Source organism: Streptomyces sp. NPDC002911 (assembly GCF_053591835.1).
In genome coordinates this window covers 34,286-52,226 of sequence record NZ_JBSFUO010000033.1, presented here as the reverse complement: position 1 = coordinate 52,226, position 17,941 = coordinate 34,286, and the positions used below count along the sequence as shown (strand labels likewise).

Annotated in this window: 20 protein-coding genes and 4 pseudogenes; 14 read left to right on the top strand and 10 right to left on the bottom strand. The window is 67.5% G+C overall.

Translation table 11 applies throughout. The annotated features are described in order from the left end of the window. Positions 1–155: pseudogene (locus ACWD04_RS30010) on the top strand (IS630 family transposase); the annotation flags it as partial. A 158-nt stretch (positions 156–313) separates the two neighbouring features. Further along, positions 314–1,308 (top strand): annotated as a pseudogene (locus tag ACWD04_RS30005) (IS3 family transposase); the annotation flags it as partial. A gap of 85 nt (positions 1,309–1,393) precedes the next feature. On the opposite strand, the gene ACWD04_RS30000 reads toward ACWD04_RS30005, so the two are convergent. From ACWD04_RS30000 to ACWD04_RS29990, 3 genes are read right to left on the bottom strand one after another with little or no spacing between them, the layout of a single operon-like run. Further along, a complete protein-coding gene (locus tag ACWD04_RS30000; protein WP_451136879.1) occupies positions 1,394–2,479 on the bottom strand; it encodes an alkene reductase in 1,086 nt (361 codons plus the stop codon). Between the two features lie 51 nt (positions 2,480–2,530). Continuing rightward, the gene (locus ACWD04_RS29995; RefSeq protein ID WP_451136878.1) at positions 2,531–3,133 is read right to left on the bottom strand and encodes an NADPH-dependent F420 reductase; all 603 of its coding nucleotides are present in this window, start codon (positions 3,131–3,133) and stop codon (positions 2,531–2,533) included. 20 nt (positions 3,134–3,153) lie between these two features. Beyond that, positions 3,154–4,197: a zinc-binding dehydrogenase gene (locus ACWD04_RS29990; RefSeq protein ID WP_451136877.1), complete on the bottom strand. Its 1,044-nt coding sequence runs from the start codon at positions 4,195–4,197 to the stop codon at positions 3,154–3,156. A gap of 71 nt (positions 4,198–4,268) precedes the next feature. Between ACWD04_RS29990 and ACWD04_RS29985 the strand changes: the two genes are divergently transcribed. The 6 genes from ACWD04_RS29985 to ACWD04_RS29960 all read left to right on the top strand — a co-directional run bounded on the left by ACWD04_RS29985 (position 4,269) and on the right by ACWD04_RS29960 (position 6,471). Further along, positions 4,269–4,877 (top strand): TetR/AcrR family transcriptional regulator, encoded by a 609-nt coding sequence (locus ACWD04_RS29985; protein WP_451136876.1) that lies wholly within the window; start codon positions 4,269–4,271, stop codon positions 4,875–4,877. A 210-nt stretch (positions 4,878–5,087) separates the two neighbouring features. Next, positions 5,088–5,294 (top strand): hypothetical protein, encoded by a 207-nt coding sequence (locus ACWD04_RS29980; protein ID WP_451136875.1) that lies wholly within the window; start codon positions 5,088–5,090, stop codon positions 5,292–5,294. 98 nt (positions 5,295–5,392) lie between these two features. Next, entirely contained in the window at positions 5,393–5,545 is a 153-nt protein-coding gene (locus ACWD04_RS29975; protein ID WP_451136874.1) for a hypothetical protein, read from the top strand. 43 nt (positions 5,546–5,588) lie between these two features. Beyond that, positions 5,589–5,774 (top strand): transposase, encoded by a 186-nt coding sequence (locus tag ACWD04_RS29970; protein WP_451136873.1) that lies wholly within the window; start codon positions 5,589–5,591, stop codon positions 5,772–5,774. 23 nt (positions 5,775–5,797) lie between these two features. Beyond that, positions 5,798–6,082, top strand: coding sequence for a hypothetical protein (locus ACWD04_RS29965; RefSeq protein WP_451136872.1), 285 nt, complete (start codon positions 5,798–5,800; stop codon positions 6,080–6,082). Beyond that, entirely contained in the window at positions 6,079–6,471 is a 393-nt protein-coding gene (locus tag ACWD04_RS29960; protein WP_451136871.1) for a transposase, read from the top strand. Before ACWD04_RS29965 ends, ACWD04_RS29960 begins: the two co-directional genes overlap by 4 nt. Before the next feature lie 748 nt (positions 6,472–7,219). On the opposite strand, the gene ACWD04_RS29955 is transcribed toward ACWD04_RS29960, so the two are convergent. The 4 genes and pseudogenes from ACWD04_RS29955 to ACWD04_RS29940 all read right to left on the bottom strand — a co-directional run bounded on the left by ACWD04_RS29955 (position 7,220) and on the right by ACWD04_RS29940 (position 9,977). After that, entirely contained in the window at positions 7,220–8,662 is a 1,443-nt protein-coding gene (locus ACWD04_RS29955) for a cytochrome P450 (RefSeq protein ID WP_451136870.1), read from the bottom strand. Positions 8,663–9,105: 443 nt separating this feature from the next. Continuing rightward, a complete protein-coding gene (locus tag ACWD04_RS29950) occupies positions 9,106–9,321 on the bottom strand; it encodes a hypothetical protein (RefSeq protein ID WP_451136887.1) in 216 nt (71 codons plus the stop codon). A 96-nt stretch (positions 9,322–9,417) separates the two neighbouring features. After that, positions 9,418–9,666, bottom strand: a pseudogene (locus ACWD04_RS29945) (DDE-type integrase/transposase/recombinase); the annotation flags it as partial. Further along, the gene (locus ACWD04_RS29940) at positions 9,666–9,977 is read right to left on the bottom strand and encodes a transposase (RefSeq protein WP_451136886.1); all 312 of its coding nucleotides are present in this window, start codon (positions 9,975–9,977) and stop codon (positions 9,666–9,668) included. The pseudogene ACWD04_RS29945 and the gene ACWD04_RS29940, both read right to left, overlap by 1 nt. A 1,155-nt stretch (positions 9,978–11,132) precedes the next feature. Here ACWD04_RS29940 and ACWD04_RS29935 point away from each other — a divergent pair. The 3 genes and pseudogenes from ACWD04_RS29935 to ACWD04_RS29925 all read left to right on the top strand — a co-directional run. After that, the gene (locus ACWD04_RS29935) at positions 11,133–11,432 is read left to right on the top strand and encodes a hypothetical protein (protein WP_451136869.1); all 300 of its coding nucleotides are present in this window, start codon (positions 11,133–11,135) and stop codon (positions 11,430–11,432) included. Positions 11,433–11,680: 248 nt separating this feature from the next. Further along, positions 11,681–11,968: a YciI family protein gene (locus ACWD04_RS29930; protein WP_451136885.1), complete on the top strand. Its 288-nt coding sequence runs from the start codon at positions 11,681–11,683 to the stop codon at positions 11,966–11,968. Between the two features lie 94 nt (positions 11,969–12,062). After that, positions 12,063–12,380, top strand: a pseudogene (locus tag ACWD04_RS29925) (RNA polymerase sigma factor); the annotation flags it as partial. A 491-nt stretch (positions 12,381–12,871) separates the two neighbouring features. Here ACWD04_RS29925 and ACWD04_RS29920 read toward each other — a convergent pair. Further along, positions 12,872–13,261 (bottom strand): hypothetical protein, encoded by a 390-nt coding sequence (locus ACWD04_RS29920; protein ID WP_451136868.1) that lies wholly within the window; start codon positions 13,259–13,261, stop codon positions 12,872–12,874. Between the two features lie 25 nt (positions 13,262–13,286). Here ACWD04_RS29920 and ACWD04_RS29915 point away from each other — a divergent pair, with 25 nt between their 5' ends. After that, positions 13,287–13,445: a hypothetical protein gene (locus tag ACWD04_RS29915; protein ID WP_451136867.1), complete on the top strand. Its 159-nt coding sequence runs from the start codon at positions 13,287–13,289 to the stop codon at positions 13,443–13,445. Between the two features lie 37 nt (positions 13,446–13,482). Here the strand turns inward: ACWD04_RS29915 and ACWD04_RS29910 are convergent, their stop codons facing one another. Continuing rightward, on the bottom strand, positions 13,483–14,070 hold the full coding sequence (locus tag ACWD04_RS29910) for a TetR/AcrR family transcriptional regulator (protein WP_451136866.1): 588 nt from the start codon (positions 14,068–14,070) through the stop codon (positions 13,483–13,485). Between the two features lie 911 nt (positions 14,071–14,981). Next, the gene (locus ACWD04_RS29905; protein WP_451136865.1) at positions 14,982–15,191 is read right to left on the bottom strand and encodes a DUF6193 family natural product biosynthesis protein; all 210 of its coding nucleotides are present in this window, start codon (positions 15,189–15,191) and stop codon (positions 14,982–14,984) included. Positions 15,192–15,528: 337 nt separating this feature from the next. Here ACWD04_RS29905 and ACWD04_RS29900 point away from each other — a divergent pair, with 337 nt between their 5' ends. Continuing rightward, positions 15,529–16,779 carry a ParA family protein gene (locus ACWD04_RS29900; protein WP_451136864.1) on the top strand — a complete coding sequence of 417 codons (1,251 nt, stop codon included), beginning with the start codon at positions 15,529–15,531 and terminating at the stop codon, positions 16,777–16,779. Then, the gene (locus ACWD04_RS29895; RefSeq protein WP_451136863.1) at positions 16,776–17,864 is read left to right on the top strand and encodes a ParB/RepB/Spo0J family partition protein; all 1,089 of its coding nucleotides are present in this window, start codon (positions 16,776–16,778) and stop codon (positions 17,862–17,864) included. The genes ACWD04_RS29900 and ACWD04_RS29895 overlap by 4 nt, the downstream gene beginning before the upstream one ends. Positions 17,865–17,941 lie beyond the last annotated feature (77 nt).

The following is a 17,941-nucleotide window of genomic DNA, read 5'->3' as shown; positions in this document are numbered from 1 at the left end:
TCTGGTCCCTGGTGAAGCGAACGATCGGCAACCTCGCCGCCGCAAACCTCGACCAGCTCGCCGCCGCAGTGAAGCGCAGCCTCAAGAAGACCCAGCACCGACCACACCTCATCGACGGCTGCCTCATAGGAACCGGCCTGACCCTGACCAGCTGACACGATCAAGCCGACATCACACATTCAAGTTCAGCATGAGGCGGTTTTGAAGCCTCCCCCCGCAGGGCGACTCCGAAGGGCCAAAACCTTCATCTTTCACACAGCACCATGATCGGGAGCTGCCCTACAAACAACCCCTTCTCACGCTCAGGACACACGAGAACAAGCAGCTCAAGGCCCGGGTCACTCGAGCTCGAGCGGGAAATCCTGCACCGGGCGGCCGAATATTTCGCGGGCGAGACGAACTGGTGATCCGCTTCCAGTACGCCGACCACCACGACGCCTACGGCGTGAAGCGGCTGTTCACCCCCTCCTGGCCATCTCCCGCTCCGGTTTCTACCGCTGGCGAGAAGCAGGCCAGGCCCGCGCCGAGCGCGAGCGGGCCGACCGAGTCCTTACCGAGCGGATCGCTGGGATCCACCAGGAGTCCGACAACACCTACGGTAGTCCGAGGATCACCGCCGAGCTGCGGGACGAGGGACAACCGGTCAACCACAAGCGCGTCGAGCGACTGATGCGCCGGTCTGGCATCGTCGGGGTGCACCTGCGCAAGAAGGTCCGCACCACGATTCCCGTACCCGACGCGACGCCGGTGCCGGACCTGCTCCAGCGGGACTTCGACGCCGCCACACCTAATCAGAAGTACGTCGGGGACATCACTTACCTCCCCCTCGGCGACGGACAAATCCACTACCCCGCAACGGTGTTGGACCTGCACTCCAAGCGCTTGGTGGGCTCGTCCATCGCCGACCACATGCGCACCGGGCTCATCGCCGACGCGCTACGGGCCTCCGCCGGCACGCGGGGCGGGAACCTGCGCGGAGCGATCTTCCACAGCGGCAACGGAGCCCGATACGCGTCCAGGGAGTCCGCGGCGCTCTGCGACCGGTTCGGCGTGATCCGATCACGCGGAGCCGTCGGCACCAGCGCCGACAACGCCGCTGTGGAGTCGTTCGACGCCAGCATGAAGCGCGAGACGCTCCAGGGCGCGAAACGCTGGCCCGGGGCTCGCGCCGCCCGCCTGGCCGTCTTCCGCTGGGTCACCCGCTACAACACCAGACGACGGCACTCCGCCCTCGGCCAACAGGGCCCGATCACCTACGAACTACGATCAACTACGCTGACTGGCTTCGTTGATCTCTCGTCGTATTGAGGAGGTGTGCGAACGCCGAAGCTCCGGGACGTGCGAGGGCTCTGCACGCGTCTGGCATGCTGCGGGGCACTTCCCTGTTCCTTGCTCAGCCGGTGGTGAAGGCGGGGTAGTCGGTGTAGCCCTCGGTGTGACCGGCGTAGTGGGTGTCCCGGTCGCCGTCGGCCAGCGGGTGGCCCTGTGCGAAACGCTCAACCAGGTCGGGGTTGGCGATGAAGGGGGCGCCGAAGGAGACCGCGTCGACTATCCCGTGGTCGAGGATCTCGTTGCCGAGGGCCTGGGTGAAGCCGAGGTTGGCGACGATGTTGCCCTGGTAGTGGGCGCGGTAGCGGGAGAAGAGGGCGCTGCGCTCCTCGATGGTGCCGGGGGTGCCCAGGAGGTGCAGGTAGGCCAGGTTGCTGTCGTTGAGCTTCTCGAGCAGCTGGTCGTAGTCGGCGAGTGTCTCCTCGTCCGCGGTAAACGCGGTTCCGCTGGTCCAGCCCGGGGACATTTTCAAGCCGATGCGGTCGCTGCCCCACACGTCACTGACGGCGTCGAGGATGTCAAGGAGGAACCGGGCCCGCTTCTCGCTGCTTCCTCCGTAGGCGTCGGTGCGCTGGTTGAGACGGGGGTTGAGGAACTGCGGGATCAAGTGGGATACCTGGGCGTGGAGTTCCACGCCGTCGAAACCGGCCCGGCGGGCGTTCTCGGCCGCATGACGGTAGTCGACAATGGTGTCGGCGATCTCAGCGGCGGTGTAGGCGCGCGGGGTGAGGGTGTCCTTCGGGCCGGAGGGGGTGAAGGACTTCTCGCCGGGGTTGATGGCCGAGGGGCCGGCGGGCAGGCGCCCGCCGATGTGGTCGGGGTGGGAGGCCGCGCCGACGTGGCCGAGCTGGGAGACGATCCGCCCGCCCGCCTCGTGGACGGCTTCGGTGACCTTCGCCCAGCCGGCGGTTTGCGTGTCGGTGTAGATGCCTGGGACGTTGATGAAGCCGATCGCGTCGGGGCTGACCCAGGTTCCCTCGGTGACGATCAGTCCGGCGGTGGCGCGCTGCGCGTAGTAGGTCGCGTGCAGGTTGGTGGGGGCCAGCTCGGCGTTGTGAGCGCGGGCGCGGGTCATGGGGGCCATGACGACGCTGTTGGGGAGCTCCAGCGCGCCGAGGCGGACGGGCTGCAGCAGGGGTTGGGCGGTCATGAGTAACTTCCTTGTGCCGAGGGGCGGATGAGGAGGAGGGCGAGAGCCGGCTCAGTCCTGTTTGAGGGCGTGGAGGCCGGAGAGCGGGCCGCCGAGTTGCATGAGGCGTCCGCCCTCGCGCAAGGAGCCGAGATCGACGGGGGCGAACCCGAAGGCAGCGGTGAGGTCCTTGACGGTCCTCTTGGCGTCGGCGTCGTCACCAGCGAGGAACAGCACCTGGCGTCCGGCCTGGTGGCGCGGGGCGGCGGCGATGTACTGGCCGTACAGGGTGTTGAACGCCTTGACGACGCGGGCTCCGGGCAGCAGTGAGGCGACGTATTCGCTGCCGGTCAGCTCGCCCAGGTCAGCGATCTTCGTGTGCGGGGGCGGGGAGACGAACTGGTTGGTGGCGTCGATGACGATGCGTCCGTCGAAGTGCGGCAGGCCGGCTGTCGCGTCCGGGATCTGAGGCCAGCCGACCGCGAGGAGTATGAGTTCCGCCGCGGCAGCTTCCTCCGGGGTGCCGGCGTGGGCGAGCGGTCCGAGTTCGCCGGCGAGCCCGGCCAGGGAGGCGGGGCCGCGGCTGTTGCTCAGTACGACCTGGTGGCCGTGGGCCACGGCATGATGGGCGATGGCCTGGGCGACGGTTCCGGAGCCGAGGGTTCCGATCTTCATGGCAGTGACCTTCGTGGGGTTCAGGATGCGGGACTGGTGAGCAGGACGGTTCCGCTCTTGCCGGGGCGGCGGACATGGTCGATGGCCTTCGCGAAGTCGGCGAGGTCGTAGTCGGCTGCGACCTCGAAGAGTTCCGGGGCGGTCGTGGCCAGACGGGCGGCGAAGGCGACGTCCTCGGCCCGTTCCTCAGGCGTGCGGGTCATCCACCGGCCGATGGACACGCCCCGCACGGTCAGGGCCCGCGGTGTCAGCGCGAGCGACTCCAGCGGCGTGCTGCCGGAACCGAGCTGTCCGTAGGTGATCAGCGTGCCGCCGTCGTCGAGCAGCCCGACCAGCTCACCGGTCAGGGATCCGCCCACCGCGTCCAGTACGACCTGGGCACCCCGGCCGCCGGTCGCGTTGCGGACCTGAGCGTGCCAGTCCGCGTCGGCCGTCGAGATGGTCGGCAGCCCCGGGAAGCGCTGCCGCAGGGTCTGTGCCCCCGTGGCACTGCGTACCAGGTTGACCAGCGGGATGTCGTGCTCGAGCGCTGCGGCGCTGACCATTTTCCCTACCGACGAACCCGCGGCCGTCTGCACCACCGGACCTGCCTGGCTGTGCTGGGCGTCCTCGACAGCCCGCAGCAAAGTAAGCAGGGTGAGCGGGTTGACCAGCATCAGGGCCGCAATCTCGTCGCTGAGGCCCTCGGGTACCGGAACCACCAGATCGGTCGGCGCCGTGAGGAGTTCGCTCCACGCGGCCTGCACCGGGAAGAACGCAACCCGCTGACCGGGCCGCAAATCCTGCACGCCCTCGCCGACGGTCTCGACGACGCCCATTCCCTCCAAGCCGGGAATCCGCGGCGAGACGAACCGGCGTTGCGGCGCACCCGGAAAGCCCTGCACTCCCGCCAGGTCGCCGGGGTGGATCGGCCGGGACAGCACCCGCACCTGCACCTGCCCGGTTGCGGGCGCAGTAGGGGGCGGCTGCTCGCTCAGGCGTAGTACCTGTCTGGCTTCTCCATGCTGGTCGAAGGCGATGACACGCATGACGCTCCCGCTCTGTGCATTATTGATGATGGGCATCATTGGAATCTTCGCTATGATGAGAGGTAACATCAAAAAGGTCAAATCGAGAGCGACGCGAGAGGACGGCAATGCCGCGGATCACCAAGGAGGACAAGGCCCGCAACCGGCAGAACATCCTCGAAGCGGCGGGCCGCATGTTTCGCTCGCAGGGCATCGAGGCGGTCGGCATCGCCGAGCTGATGAAGGAAGCCGGACTCACCCACGGCGGCTTCTACAACCACTTCGCCTCCAAGAACGACCTGGTCGTGGAGGTGTACGGCGCCTCCTTCGCTGCCTCACTCGGGAGCCTGGCCCGGACGATCGAGGACGGTCCGGACCAGGGCAGCCCTCCGCTGAAGCGGGTCGTGGCCGGATACCTGTCCACCGCGCACCGTGACGCCCCGGACGGCGGCTGCCCTTCCGCCTCTCTGGTCACCGACGCCGGACGGCACAGCGAAGCCGTGCAGGGCGCGTACGCCGAAGGGGTCGAGGGTTATCTCACCGGCTTCGCCGCCGAGTTCGTGCGCGAAGCCGGGGAGAAGGGTTACGAGCTCGACCCGGGCGAGGCCCGCCACAGGGCCATCCGCCTGCTCAGCGAAATGGTCGGCGCGCTGATGCTCGCCCGGGCCGTACGCCACGTCGAACCCGAGCTCTCCGACGAGATCCTGCAGACCGGCCGCAGCCAGACCCTCGACTGATGCGCCTCGGCCTGACTTCGTCGGACCGAGGCTCTGGCAACTTGGTGCGCCATCGGCTGGGCGACTGGTTGGGTAATCTGGATGGCAACCGCTTGGGCAACTGTTAGAGCGACCTGGGCGGTGCCGCAGGGCGTTCCCGAATGGGGTCATTCCGGTGATGTCGGGCCGATTCCGTGCTGATGTGCCCCACGTCGCGCCAGACTGGCCCTTATGGCACAAACGCTACAGATGTACGGCACCGAGCACGACGACCCGGTGACGGGGCCGCAACCCGGCCACACTTACCGCGAGCTGACAGGCGGGCCGCTGGACGGGCAGCTGATCGTGGTGACCGGCTGGACGGACGAGGAGATCACCAGCGGCGCGTACTTGATCACCCCTCACAGCGCATACGGGCCGGGCAGGCGGGCCTCTTAGCTTGACTCTGTCGGGGATCTTGGAGTTCGCGGTGCGGCAGCATGTCAATGGGCATGCTCGGGTGGTCCCGGTGACCGACCCAGCTGTCGAGGTGCCCGTTGTCCCTCCGCCCCCGTTCCGGTGAGCAAGTCTCGCCTCTGACCGCGCAGATCGCGCGGGCGAGCAACCCGAACGGCACGACGGCGATATGGGTGCGTGACCGGCTGAACGGGCTGTGGTGCGACAAGGACTTCGCGGTGGCGCCCGCGTGACGGGCGTCCAGGTCTCTCGCCCGCTCAACTGGCCGCCGTCTGCGTGCTGCAGTTCCGGCTCGGCCTGTCGGGCCGGCAGGCTGCCGAGGCGGTCCACTGCCGCATCGACTTCTGGTACGCCATGGCCATGGAGCTGGACGACCCCGGCTTCCACCACAGCGTGCTGGCCGACTTCCGCGACCGTCTCGCCGAAGGCGACCGTGTGACCGCCTCCTCGACCTCGCGCTGACCCGCCTCAAGGAGGCCGGCCTGGTGCGCGAGCGCACCACCCAGCGCACCGGCTCCACCCATGTCCTGGCCGCGGTGCGCGACCTGACCCGCCTGGAGCTGATCACCGAGCCGGTGCGAGCCGCACTGGAAGAATTCGGCGGCACCTCCCCTCCCCTGCTGGACGAGCTGGTCGACGGGGAGTGGGGACGCCGCTACGGCCGGCCGGTCCGCCTGGGCAAGAACCCCACCAAGCCCAAGACCAGGATCCCCGCCACCCGTCACCGGACCGCTGCCGGGCAACCCCACCCGACAGCACCGTCAGAATGAAGGCCTCGGCCGGGACGACTTTCACATACGACCATCGACAGGTCACCTGCCCCCAGGGCCAGGTCAGCCGGGGCTGGCACGGCCCCTACCCGGCCTCCTCGCCCACCACGGCCCCGCTGATCGTCGCACGGTTCACCAAGGGCCAGTGCCACCCCTGCCCGGCCCGCGCCCAATGCACCACCTCCCGCGCAAACGCCCGCAACGTCGGCTTTCCTCCACGCGACCTCCGCGACCTTCAACTCCGTGTCCGGACCGAGCAACAAACGCCCGAGTGGAAGACCCGCTACGCGGTCCGCTCGGGAGTAGAGAGCACGGTCAACGAGTTCGCCCACGGCCACGGCATGCGACGCTACCGAGGACAGGAAGGGCCCACATCCAGCACGTCCTGACCGCCATCGCCGTCAACATCGAGCGCCTCAGCGGACTGCCGCCGACCGAGGAAACCTACGCCCGGCCAGCCGACTGCCCTCCAGAACTACCTCGACCAGCGCGAGATCCCCCGGCCGAAGTCCTGGAGAACCCTGGGCAGCTGACCGCAGCGACTCCAAGATCCCCGACAGCCGAAGTCGGGTGCCGCCTGTGCGAGGTCCGTATCGCCGACCGCCGGGCCGCCAGGGCGCCGCGTAGGGGCCGGATCGAGAATGCAGACAGCGCGGCGCCGCGCCGCCTGGCCGGGGAAACGAGGAGGCGGCTGACGGACTGCGAGGAGCCTTCATGCCGGCAGCCGATCCCGGCGGCAAGCGGCCCACTGTGCCCGGACTGTCTCGCCGATGCACGGGAGGCGCAGGAAGCCGTGAGGCGGGCGGCACTCCGGTGGGACGCTGAAGCGAGCAGCCACCGCCAGGACTGCGCACTGGAGGTATCGCGCGAGGACGCTGAAACAGCGAGGCTGCGAGCCCGGATCGCCAACCGGTGGGGTACGCCGGAAGCGCTTGCCCCTACGGGGCCGGGGCCGAGGTCCGATGATCCTCGCCGGCAGGTCGGCCACGCGTCCCCCGGGAGAACTGCTCGCGCTTCCGGGGGGAACGGTGTCGGTAGCTCTACGGGGCCGTGCTGCGGCCCGGTGAGGCTCCCGCCGTCGTGGTCACCGCCGGCTTGACCGCACTGCTCGATCTCGGCCGTGGTGCGCGTGTCGTGTCATGCACCGGCGCTCTGTGCGTCGGGCTGCTGGTGGAACGTCATGGTCATCGCGTCCGGCTTGACAGTGACCACGGCTTGGGCCTTTGGGGGGCGCGAGGTGAGTTCCAACCGGGGCCACGTCTGGAGAATGGTGGCCAGGATGATCTGCAGCTCTGTCCAGGCGAAGTTCTCGCCGATGCACTTGCGTCGGCCGTCGCCGAAGGCAAGGAACGATCCTCGTGTGAGGTGGGCACGCTCTGCTGTCCAGCGGTCTGGATCAAAAGCCTCGGGTTCGGGGAAGAACGCAGGGTCGTGCTGGTGAAGGTAAGGGCTCCACACGACATCGGCGCCCTGGGGGATGTGGTGCCCTCCAAGGTCGACGTCCCGCGTCGCCGTCCGGGTCACCATCCACGCGGGACCGTACTTGCGGATGCTCTCCTGCAGAACCCTTCGCGCGTAGGGAAGGTTGTCGAGGTCGTCGTGATCCAAGGGGCGGTCAGCACACACGGAGGCGAGTTCGGCGCGGAGCCGCTCTTCTACCTGGGAATTCTGGGATACCTCGTAGAGCGCCCAGGCCAGGGTGGTTCCGGTGGTCTCGATCGCACCGGTCAGGAGCGTGATCGCCTCGTCCTGCAGCTGCTGGTGCGTAAGTGGATGCTCCGCGTTGAGCAGGGTGTCGAACAGGCCGGCCTCCTGCTGTGCTCGGCGGGCGTGGGGGCTGCCTGGGGATTCGGCTGCCTCGTCTACCGGACCTGGAGCGGGTGCGGAGGCTGCGCGGTGATCGATGGCCTGGTCGACAAGCTCACGGAGGCGCCGGACGCGGTCGGCGTGCGCTCGGTGGGCGGGCAGGGGCAGCCGGGTCAGCCAGGATGGAAGGACGGTCTGGCGGATCGTCCCTTTCATGATTTCGGGCATGAGGGCGGTGAATTCGCCCTGCAGGTGGGCGGGGAGATCGTTGCCGAACAGTGCGACGAGGAAGACAGCGAGGGCGACGTCGTTCATGTCCGCGAAGACGTCGCGTGGACTGCCTTCAGGCCAGGCTGTCACCATCGCGCGCACCTGGTCGGTCATGGCGGGGCTGCGAGTTTCGATGTGCGCCTTGTTGAACATCGGCTGCATCAGGCGTCGCTGGCGTAGGTGGATGTCGCCGTCGGCGACGGTGGCCAGGCCGTCACCGAAGAAGACGCGCAATGCGTCGATGATCTTGCCGCCCTTGGCGAAGTCCGCTGCGTCTGTCACCAGCACGCGTCGGGTGAGAGCGGGGTCAGTGACGACGTAGGCAGGCGTGGGGCCTATGCGAATGCGCACGACGCTGCCGTGTTCACGCAGTGAGGTGATGAACGGCAGAGGGTCGCGGGCGAGTCGGTGCACGTGGCCTATCAGAGGGAGGCTGCCGGGCGCGGCTGGCGTGGGGGGCAGAGGTGCGGTGGGGGGATGCACGGTGTCATCTGCTCCTGACATGGGGATCTGGGGTGCGGCCCATGCATTCCCACGATCACGTCGGCGGATGCCATTGGCCCTCGATCTTTGCATTGAACGAAGGTGATGTGATATAGGCTTACTGCCCTGCCGTGATACGGCGCCAGGTCAGCAAGAGTGCGTCTGTCTACCGCGGGCCACGCGGATGCACTCGAGCGGATTTCGAGTCCCGGCAACCCAGGGACCGAAGCGCTCGCCCGATCGCCTCCAAGAGCATCGCGGCGGGATTCGTGGGATAAGGGAGCATGCTGGCATCTCTAGACGATGCTCAACGACGACGAGGCCATACCCAGTGCGCTGGTAGGTCACGCTCCGCGTACTGAGCGCCGGACTAACAACGACTCGCGGCGGTCTTCACGCGGCACATCCGCCAGTCTGGTGGCGGCCTTCGGTGTGAGGTTCCCCCGGCGGGCGGGAGGTGCTGATCAGCTGGTCAGGGCGGGTTGATGGGTGTTCGGGTTCGCTTGTTCGGCCGTCGCCTGGTCGGCGTAGTACTTCTCCTCGAACTCGATGGGGGCTGAGGAAGCCCAGCCGCTTCTGGATCCGCCTTGCTGTTGTGGAAGGCGTCGATGTACTCGAAGAGCGCCAGGTTCGCCTCGGCCCTCGTGGCGGCCGCGGACGCACTCGGTCTTGATCAGCATCCACAAATTCTCGGCAAGTGCGTTATCGTACGAATCTCCAACCGATCCGATGAAAGCCTCAATTCCCGCCCGCAGTAGCCGTGTTGTGAGCTTCACAGACGTATATTGACAGCCGTTGCCAGCGTGATCACCAGCTGGCCGGGCTCGACCTCCCGGCTGGCCAGCGCGTACTCGAGCGAGGACAGGACCAGGTCGGCGTCCGCGCGAGCGGACGTCCCAGGCAACCACCCGGCGCGAGAAGGCGTCCCGGATCGCCGAGAGCCACAACGGTCCTTCACCCGTGGTGATTATCGTGAGGTCGGTGACCCACAGCCGGTTCGGCGCGGGCGCGGCGAAGTCCCGCATCACCAGGTCCGGGGCTCGGTCCCGGCGCGTGAAGCCGCTACGGCGCGGGCTGACGCCCGCGAGATCAGCCTCGCGCGCATCAATCGCTCAACGCGCTTGCGGCGATCGACCTCCACGTGCGGGTGCTCGGCGTCCGCAGGATTTCGTTCGCCCGGCTTGAGCTGGGTGTTCTCGCTGCGCAGGTCCGCGAGCTCCTCGCGCTCGGCGGTGGTCGGACGGTCGTCACGCTCGCCGACATCGACCTCGGCCTGCCAAATCCAGCCGCGCAGCGCCTCGGGATGCACCCCGAGATCGGTGGATAGCCGCTTGATCTGCGGCTTGGCTCAGCGGAGCGATACATCCCCACCGCACGATCACGCAACTCCTGCGAGTATTTTCTCGGTGCAGCCATGGTCAGAGCTCCTCTCATGAGACCCACCTGACCCGCTGTCACCACCCTCCGCACCTCCGGGAGCCTCAGCGCCCCCTTGAGGCGTCGCCGACCTATTACGGCGTAATAGGTCGGAGGTGGGCACGCACCTATCACGCCGTGATCGGTGCCGGTTCAAGTCGGCTTGTGCGAGCGGAACCGGCAGGGGGCGGGCGCCTATCACGGCGTGATAGGCCGCGACCGAGAGCGGCACCTGGGTCGGCATCGCGGAAAACGCCGGAGGGATCACGCAGCCCTCACCGCCTGCGAACGTCGGCAATCCACGGGCAACACCTGACGCACGGAGCACTGCGCAGGCCTCCGGTCCTGACCGGATAGATGGCCCTTACCGGCAATCCAGCGATGGTCATGGCTTTCCCGTTCTGGCGCCAGCGGCTCGAGAGGCAGCGGGCCCTGCCAACCCGAACTGTGCCTGGTAACAAACCAGGTCTGCGGAGCGAGTCGATGGGGACTAGCCGATGGCAATGAAGGCTCACACGCGATCGCTCATTTCGGTCATACATAGCTTCACACGCAAAAGCGACTCACGAAATCGACCCCTGTGCGCCCGATCTCCGACCTTCTGGTGTCATGGGCTACTGGGCCCCTTGAGAGGCCGTCAGATCGACGCACAGAGGATTGTCGGCGACTGCAGCCGCCCCAATCACCGATTTCGACGCTTCCAAGTGCCCCTCAAAGAGTCGGGGCGCAGCCGGCGCGGAAGCTTCGCGGCCGCTCACCGGCCTGCTGCCTGTCAGTTGGGCTACCTATTTTTCCTGTCGCGCTGCAACACAGGCGGTCGCTAAGCCTTGATCCACCGTTCCGATGGCTGTGGATGGCTCGTGGGGAACGAGAAAGTGCCCTGCGACCTACGATGATGGGAGTTCTTGAGGCTTCCACCACGCACGAACGACAGGGCACTTCCGAGATGCACGTTTCCCATATTCCGGCGGCGGTCCCCCGCGTTCGATGACCAGAATCTGATCGCGCATGCCGGGCTCGTGCCGGTGATGCGGCTGGCCGAGTGTGTGGCCTGTCCCGGCTGGTGGCCCAAAGGGTGAAACTGACCGGCGCAGGGAACGGTGCGGGGGCTGCGGCGGACGCCAAAGTCACCAGCCCCGTCGCCAGCACGGTTGCGGGCGCGGACAGTATCGACGACTTGGACGTCCTGCGCCATGGTGCGATGCCGACCATGTTCGCAGGCAATTGTGCCAAGTCCACAATCGGCACCTTCCTGCGCGCGGTTACCCACGGCCACGCCCTGCAACGCAACGCCGTGCCCCGCCGGTTGTCGGCGTACGGGAAAAATCTGCACGGGCGGGTACACGCAAACGTGCACCATTACGGGTGGCTGTAGTTGGGCGGAGGGCGCCGGATAGGTTGATCGTTTGGGCGGGTCAGCCCGCCGGTGTGGCCCGGAGGAAAGTCGGAGAGTTTTCTTCGTGGCGGATGTCGAGGAGGCGTGCCCGGCTCCGACTGAGGGGTGAAAGCGCGCCGAAGGGGTGCGCGGGACACAAAAGGGGACACCTGATGAAGTACGTCGCGATGATCTACGGCAACCAGGCCAAGTGAGAGTCCTTCCCGGCCGACGCCTGGCCCGAGGCGATCGCCAGGCAGGACGCGTGCAACAAGAAGTACCGCGACAGCGGTGAACTGCTCGATGCCTATGGCCTGGCAGACGCGGCCAACGCGCAGCTGGTGCGCCGCAAGGACGGCGCCCCGGCGGTCACCGATGGGCCGTACCTGGAGACCAAGGAGTATCTCGCCAGCTTCTACATGCTGGACTGTGAGTCCCTGGAGCGCGCGCAGGAGATCCCCGCCGACATGCCCTTCGCGCACACCGATCCGGTCGAGCTCTGGCCGGTCCTGCACGACGCCGCGAGGGACCTGTGAGCGAGAGACCCGGCGTCGAGGACCTGCTGCGCGAGCTGGCGCCGCAGGTCCTCGGCGCGCTCGTCCGCCGCTACGGCGTCTTCGACACCTGCGCGAGGCCGAGCACGTCGACGCCATCGACTGGCCACGGATCCTCGCCTTGTACGGCCTGCTGGAACACCTCGCGCCGAACCCTGTGGTCACCCTCAACCGCGTGGTGGCCGTCGCGATGGTGCACGGCCCCGCTGCCGGGCTCGGCCTGCTGGCGACCCTGCATTCAGACCCGCGTACGGCACACCATCATCGCCTGCTCGCGGTCCGCGCCCATCTCCTGGAACAAGTCGGCGACCACGACGCAGCGGCCCTCACCTACCGCGAGGCGGCCCGCCGCACACCGGAGCGACGCCACCTCACCTCCCGCGCGGCCCGCCTCACCCCTGGACGCCAACCCACTCGTGCATCACCGCTGTGCACGTTCGTCTGTACTCGCCTGCGCACTTCGTGGTGTACGTCGACAGCGGTTCCTCGGCGAACTGGCCACGCACACCCCGCTGCTGCTCGGCTCCGGCAAGAGGGCGTTCATCGACGTCGACTCCACCCACAAACGCGTCTCCGGACGGGCCGAGCAGGGCGCCGACTACGGCCGACGCAAAGGCATCCGCACTCCGCACCTCCTGCTCGCCACGATCTGCACCCCTCACACGAGGCCAGTGATCGCCGGAGCACGGATACGCCGCGGCAGAGCAGCAGACTCCCGCGGCGCCCCGAGATCCGTGGCTGAGACCCTGGCCACCTCCGTCAAGGCCGGCTGCACCGGGACCCGCATCTTGCGGGCCGATGCGCAGTTCTACAACGCCGGGGTAATCGCCACCTGCCGCAGGGCCGGAGCCCGCTTCTCGGTCACCACCGGCATGAGCCCCTCCATCAAAACGAGCCGTTCACAGCATTCCCGACGACGCCTGGCAGCAGATCACCTACCCGACTGCGCTGCCCGGCCCCGAAACCGGCGAACTCATCTCGGACGCCGAAGTCGCCGAGATACCCCAATACACCGCCTTCTCGAGCCGAAAGAAACCGGAGCGAGTCACCGCCCGACTGATCGTGCGCCGCGTCCAGGACCTCGCCAAAACGCCGGTTGCCGGTGAGCAGGGCGAGCTGTTTCCCGTCTGGCGCTACCACCTCTTCTTCACCGACCAGCCTGTCGCAACCCTGCAGGCCGAACAGGAACACCGCCACCACGCCGTCGTCGAGCAGGTCGTCGCCGACAGCAAAGCCGCCGCCCTGGCCCACCTGCCCCGGGCGCTTCCACGCCAACGCCGCCTGGCTGACTCCGTAGGCGATGACCTACAACCTGCTGCGGGTCACCGGCACACTGACCTCCACCTTCCATGCCAAAGCCACCACCGCCACCCTCCGCACCCACCTCGTCCAGGTCCCCGCCCGCATCGCCCGATCAGCACGACGCATCACCCCGCACCTGCCATACAACTGGGCCTGACAGCACGCCTGGACACAACTATCCGCCACCACCACCGTCAGCGTCCCGGCCACCGGCGCCCTGCGCCCGCTGCGCGACCCCGGACGCCCCGGACCTGGACGAGGACGACGACGGGAGCGGGCAGGAGTAGCACGCGCATGGCGCAAACGCCACCCAGGGCCCGCAGCAGGGTGGGGCCGGTGACGTCACGGCGGACGGTGCCGGCCGCGCTGCCGGCGTCGAGCAGCCGAGTAAGGACGTCGCCCATGCGGACGCGGCCGTCGTCGAAGACCGGTGAGCCCGTCGCCATGATGCCCTCCAGCGCGACGGACATTCCTTTGCCCACGGCGGCGTGGTCCACGAGCAGCAGCAGAAAATGCCGCAGGGCCTCATCCGGGGTGTGCCGGTCCAGCAGGTCGCCGGGCGCGGCGCACAGGTCGTCGACCTCCTTGCGGTAGACCTCCTCGATCAACGCCTCGCGGGTCTCGAAGTGTCGGTAGAGCGTTCCCACGGCGACACCGGTGCTGCGGGCGATGTCCTCCACGTGCGCGTCGGTGTCACCGCCGAGGAACGCCTGCGGGGCTGCGGACAGCAATGCCTCGTGGTTGCGGCGCGCGTCGGCGCGCAGCGGGCGTAATGCCGGCAAGGAAACCTCCAACTTCTGGCACCGACTGCTCGGCGGATCGACCACCCGCGCGCCCACCCACCACTTCATCCAGTCCCCCGGCCTGCCGGTGGTCGTCGTTCAGTCCGCGCCCGGACACCTCGTACCGAGCTGGCCGGAAGGAGCCTCCCAGCAGATGCACCTCGACTTCAGCGTCTCGCGACCGTCGACCGCACCGCCACCGAGGCCGCCGCCACCCGGCTGCGGCCCGCCGAGGAGCTCACCCCGCAAACCCGCACCGTCAGCCGCGGGTACGCCAGCCCCGCCGGACACCCCTTCTGCCTGCGCGCGCGACCTGAGGCCGCCACCGCTCACTGCTGGGAGCAAGCGGCTGCGTGCCTCCTGCCCGGCCTCGATGAGGGAGGCGGGTGAGCTTGGCCGTGGTAGCTCCGAGCTGGGACAGAACGCTTCGGCGAATAGTGCGGGCACACCTGAGGTAGGAGACGCGGTCCGAGTCGACGGCGGGTCCGGCGAGGGCTGCGGTGTGAGCGAGCCGACGGATCGTATGGTGGACGGCGAGGTAAGCCCACAGCTCCTGCCGGACTCCTTCCGGCGTGCGGGACCGGATCGGTCCGCCGGGGCCGAGGTGCTCGATCGACGTGGATGAGGTTCCGAGCTATCACGCCGTGATAGGTCCCCATGGACGTTGGCGGCCTATCACGGCGTGATAAGCCGGGGAGGTTTCGAACACCTCGCGCCGCAGAGTAGGGAGGACCGCCATGGGCCGTCTCAGCGGAGCTTGATTGATCTCACTGAGGGCTGCCCGGTGCCAGTTGATCGGACATTCAGGTTCCGGCAGGTGCTCGGGAAGGTGAGCTACTACCAGCGCGACCGAATCGGTGGCGGTGTCGCTCGCCGATGATGTCGCACCACCGGCAAGTCTTGACCCTGAATCACCCATCAGGGCTGGCTACCGCAGCCGGTGTCTCCGCGAGAGACGGATCGTCAACGTTGGAGCTGGAACAGAGGTCCCACATGCCGTTGCTGGAGAAGAGCTGCCGCAGCCTCGGTTCGGCCGCTGCAGCATCCAGTTGAGCAACAAAGCCCGAATAGTTCGCGTCGACGCCCCGCGCCCGTATCCGATGCCATGCAAGATCGGCCACATGGGTGGGGGCGGTCGCGCGCTGCAGCGCGCTCCGCCTTCGCCGGCCTCTGCATAGGCCTTCCGGGCCATGACGGCAGTGGGCCCCCTTCCTTGCCGGATCACTCTGCCCCAGGAACCGTCATTGTCCGCTGAGACTGACCGACCTCAGGGGAGTAGGGACAGTCCGCCGCCTATCACGCCGTGATAGAGCTTCCTCGCTTCGGCTGTGTCAGTGTTCGCAGCCTCGGCCGAATGTGTGGGGGTATCACGGCGTGATACCCCCACACAGCAAAAAAGATCCATAGCTAACGCGTGGCGTACCCAAATGATCTATTGCGTTAGTAGAGTGACGAACTATGACGACAACCCCACCCAGTGGCGACCGCGAGAAGGTCGTCTCGAAGCTGCCCTCCTGGCTCCGCCAGGAACTGAAGATCCGCGCTGTCCAGCACGGCATCGACATGCAAGACGCCGTCGAGGCCGGCGTCGAGGCGTGGCGCGGACTCGGGTCCAATCTCGGCCCCATCGACACGGGCGGCGCGGAATCCTTCGCAACGTTCCTGCCCCCTGAGCTGTGGTCCGGATTCCGCGCTGACTGCAAACTCCGCGGCGTATCCCTCATCCAAGGGCTCGCGCAGTCCGTGCAGATGTGGCTCGACATCAATCCGGCACCCGCGGTGAAGCGACCGGAGATCGTCCGACGCTTCATCGTCTGCAACCAGAAGGGCGGGGTCGGAAAGACCGCTATCACCGCCGGCACCGGAGAAGCCCTGGCCGAATCCCCCACCGCGCTCGTGCCCGTGCGCGTCTCCAAACACTTCGCGGCTCTCCTCAACGAAGACGAGACCAACACGCAGGACCCGCTCGTCCTCGAGGATCTGCCCGGGCTCGGCCAGCGAGTACTTCTCGTCGACTTCGACCCGCAGGGCCACCTCACCCGGCAACTGGGCCAGGAACCCCTCCCCATGGAGGGGGACTCCCTCACCAACCACATGGCCGGCGACGGCAAGGCCGACCTCCACGACCTCATCGTCCCCATCGACGAAGACCGGTTCGGTGACCGGCTCCATCTCCTGCCGGCCTGCACAGACGCATTCCTCCTCGACGTGCGCCTGGCATCCGTACGAGCACGCGAAGCGTCCCTGGAACGCGCCCTGGCCCCCATCGAGTCCGATTACGACGTGATCCTCGTCGACTGCCCGCCCAGTCTCGGCCTCAGCATGGACGCCGCCACCTACTATGGACGGCGGCGCCCCCAGGAGCCCCCGGGCAACTCAGGCGCCCTCATCGTCGTCCAGGCCGAAGACAGCAGCGCAGATGCCTACGGACTACTCACGTCCCAGATCGAGGACATGCGCGTCGACCTCGCCCTTGATGTCGACTACCTCGGACTCGTCGTCAACCACTACGACGCCCGCCGCGGCTACATCGCCACCTCATCTCTCCAGTCGTGGATGGACATAAAGGATCCCCGCGTCGTCGGCGTCATCGGCGACCTCAAAGAACAGAAGGAGGCCGTCCGCGCCAAGCGACCCCTCCTCGCCTACGCCCCCCGCTGCGACCAGTCCGTCGCACTGCGCGCCCTCGCCCGGGAGATCAGCAAGTGAGCAAGGCCAAGAATCTCGGCGCCGGAGCCTCCTTCGCTCAGGCCCGCCCCATCAGCGCCCGCCGCACCGCAATCGGTGCCGCCACCGGCGCACCCACCGACGGAGTTCCCGATCCCACCGAACTCCCCCTCGGTCTCATCAGCCAGAACCCCGACAACCCACGTAAGGAACTCCGCGACCTCGACGGGCTGGCCGACAGCATCCGCGAGATCGGGCTCATCAACGCCATCACCATCGCCAGCATCGAGGCCTACCTCGCCGAACGCCCGGAAAGGGCGGAAGACCTCGACGAAGGCGCCCGCTTCATCGTTATCGACGGCCACCGCCGCCTCGAGGCCGCCCGGCTCGCCGGCGCTCCGAAGATTCGGGTCAGCGTCGACAACGCCCTCGTCTCCACCGACGAATCGCTCCTCGAAGCAGCCTTCGTCGCCAACGTCCACCGCGACGACATGAACCCCCTCGAGCAGGCCCAAGCGCTGCGCAAACTTGTCGAGTTCTACGGCTCACAGAACAAGGCAGCCAAGAGGCTGGGCATCGGACAGTCGACCATCTCGTCGAAGCTCTCGGTCCTCGACCTCGACCCCGGACTCCAATCGGACCTCGTCGCCGGACGTCGCAAAATCGAGCACGTGCGTAACCTTGCCAAGCTTCCCCCGAAGGAACAGCGGGAGAAGGCGGATGCGCGAGCAGCTGCATCCGCCGAGCAGAAGTCCTCGGGCACGTCCAACGGGGGAGAAGCTCAGAAGGTAGCCTCGCCGCAGCCGAAGGAAGAGGTTGTTGCCCAAGTCACGCCGCTGGAGCAGCCGGACCTATCACGCCGTGATAACTCGGCCGCCCAACCGAAGGTAGAGGCCGTCCCTGAGGAGCTGCCCACCCAGCGAACAGAAGCCGACAGTCAACAAGCAGAAGTCGCTGAGCTCGCACCGGGGGAGTCCGGCTTCGCTCCGCTCAGCCGTGTCACCAAGATGCCGTGGCACGACGGCCACGCCGTGGCAGAACTCGTGCTGCAGAAGATGGACCATCAGCAGCAACAGGTACTCCTATCTCGGCTACGCACCGCTCACAGCGAGGTGGCTGACAGCTGAGCCAGACCACCGTCGGCTCAGTCAGAACACGTCGAGAAGACAACGCCCGGCGTCTGCCCCGCACATGTGGGTGCGGG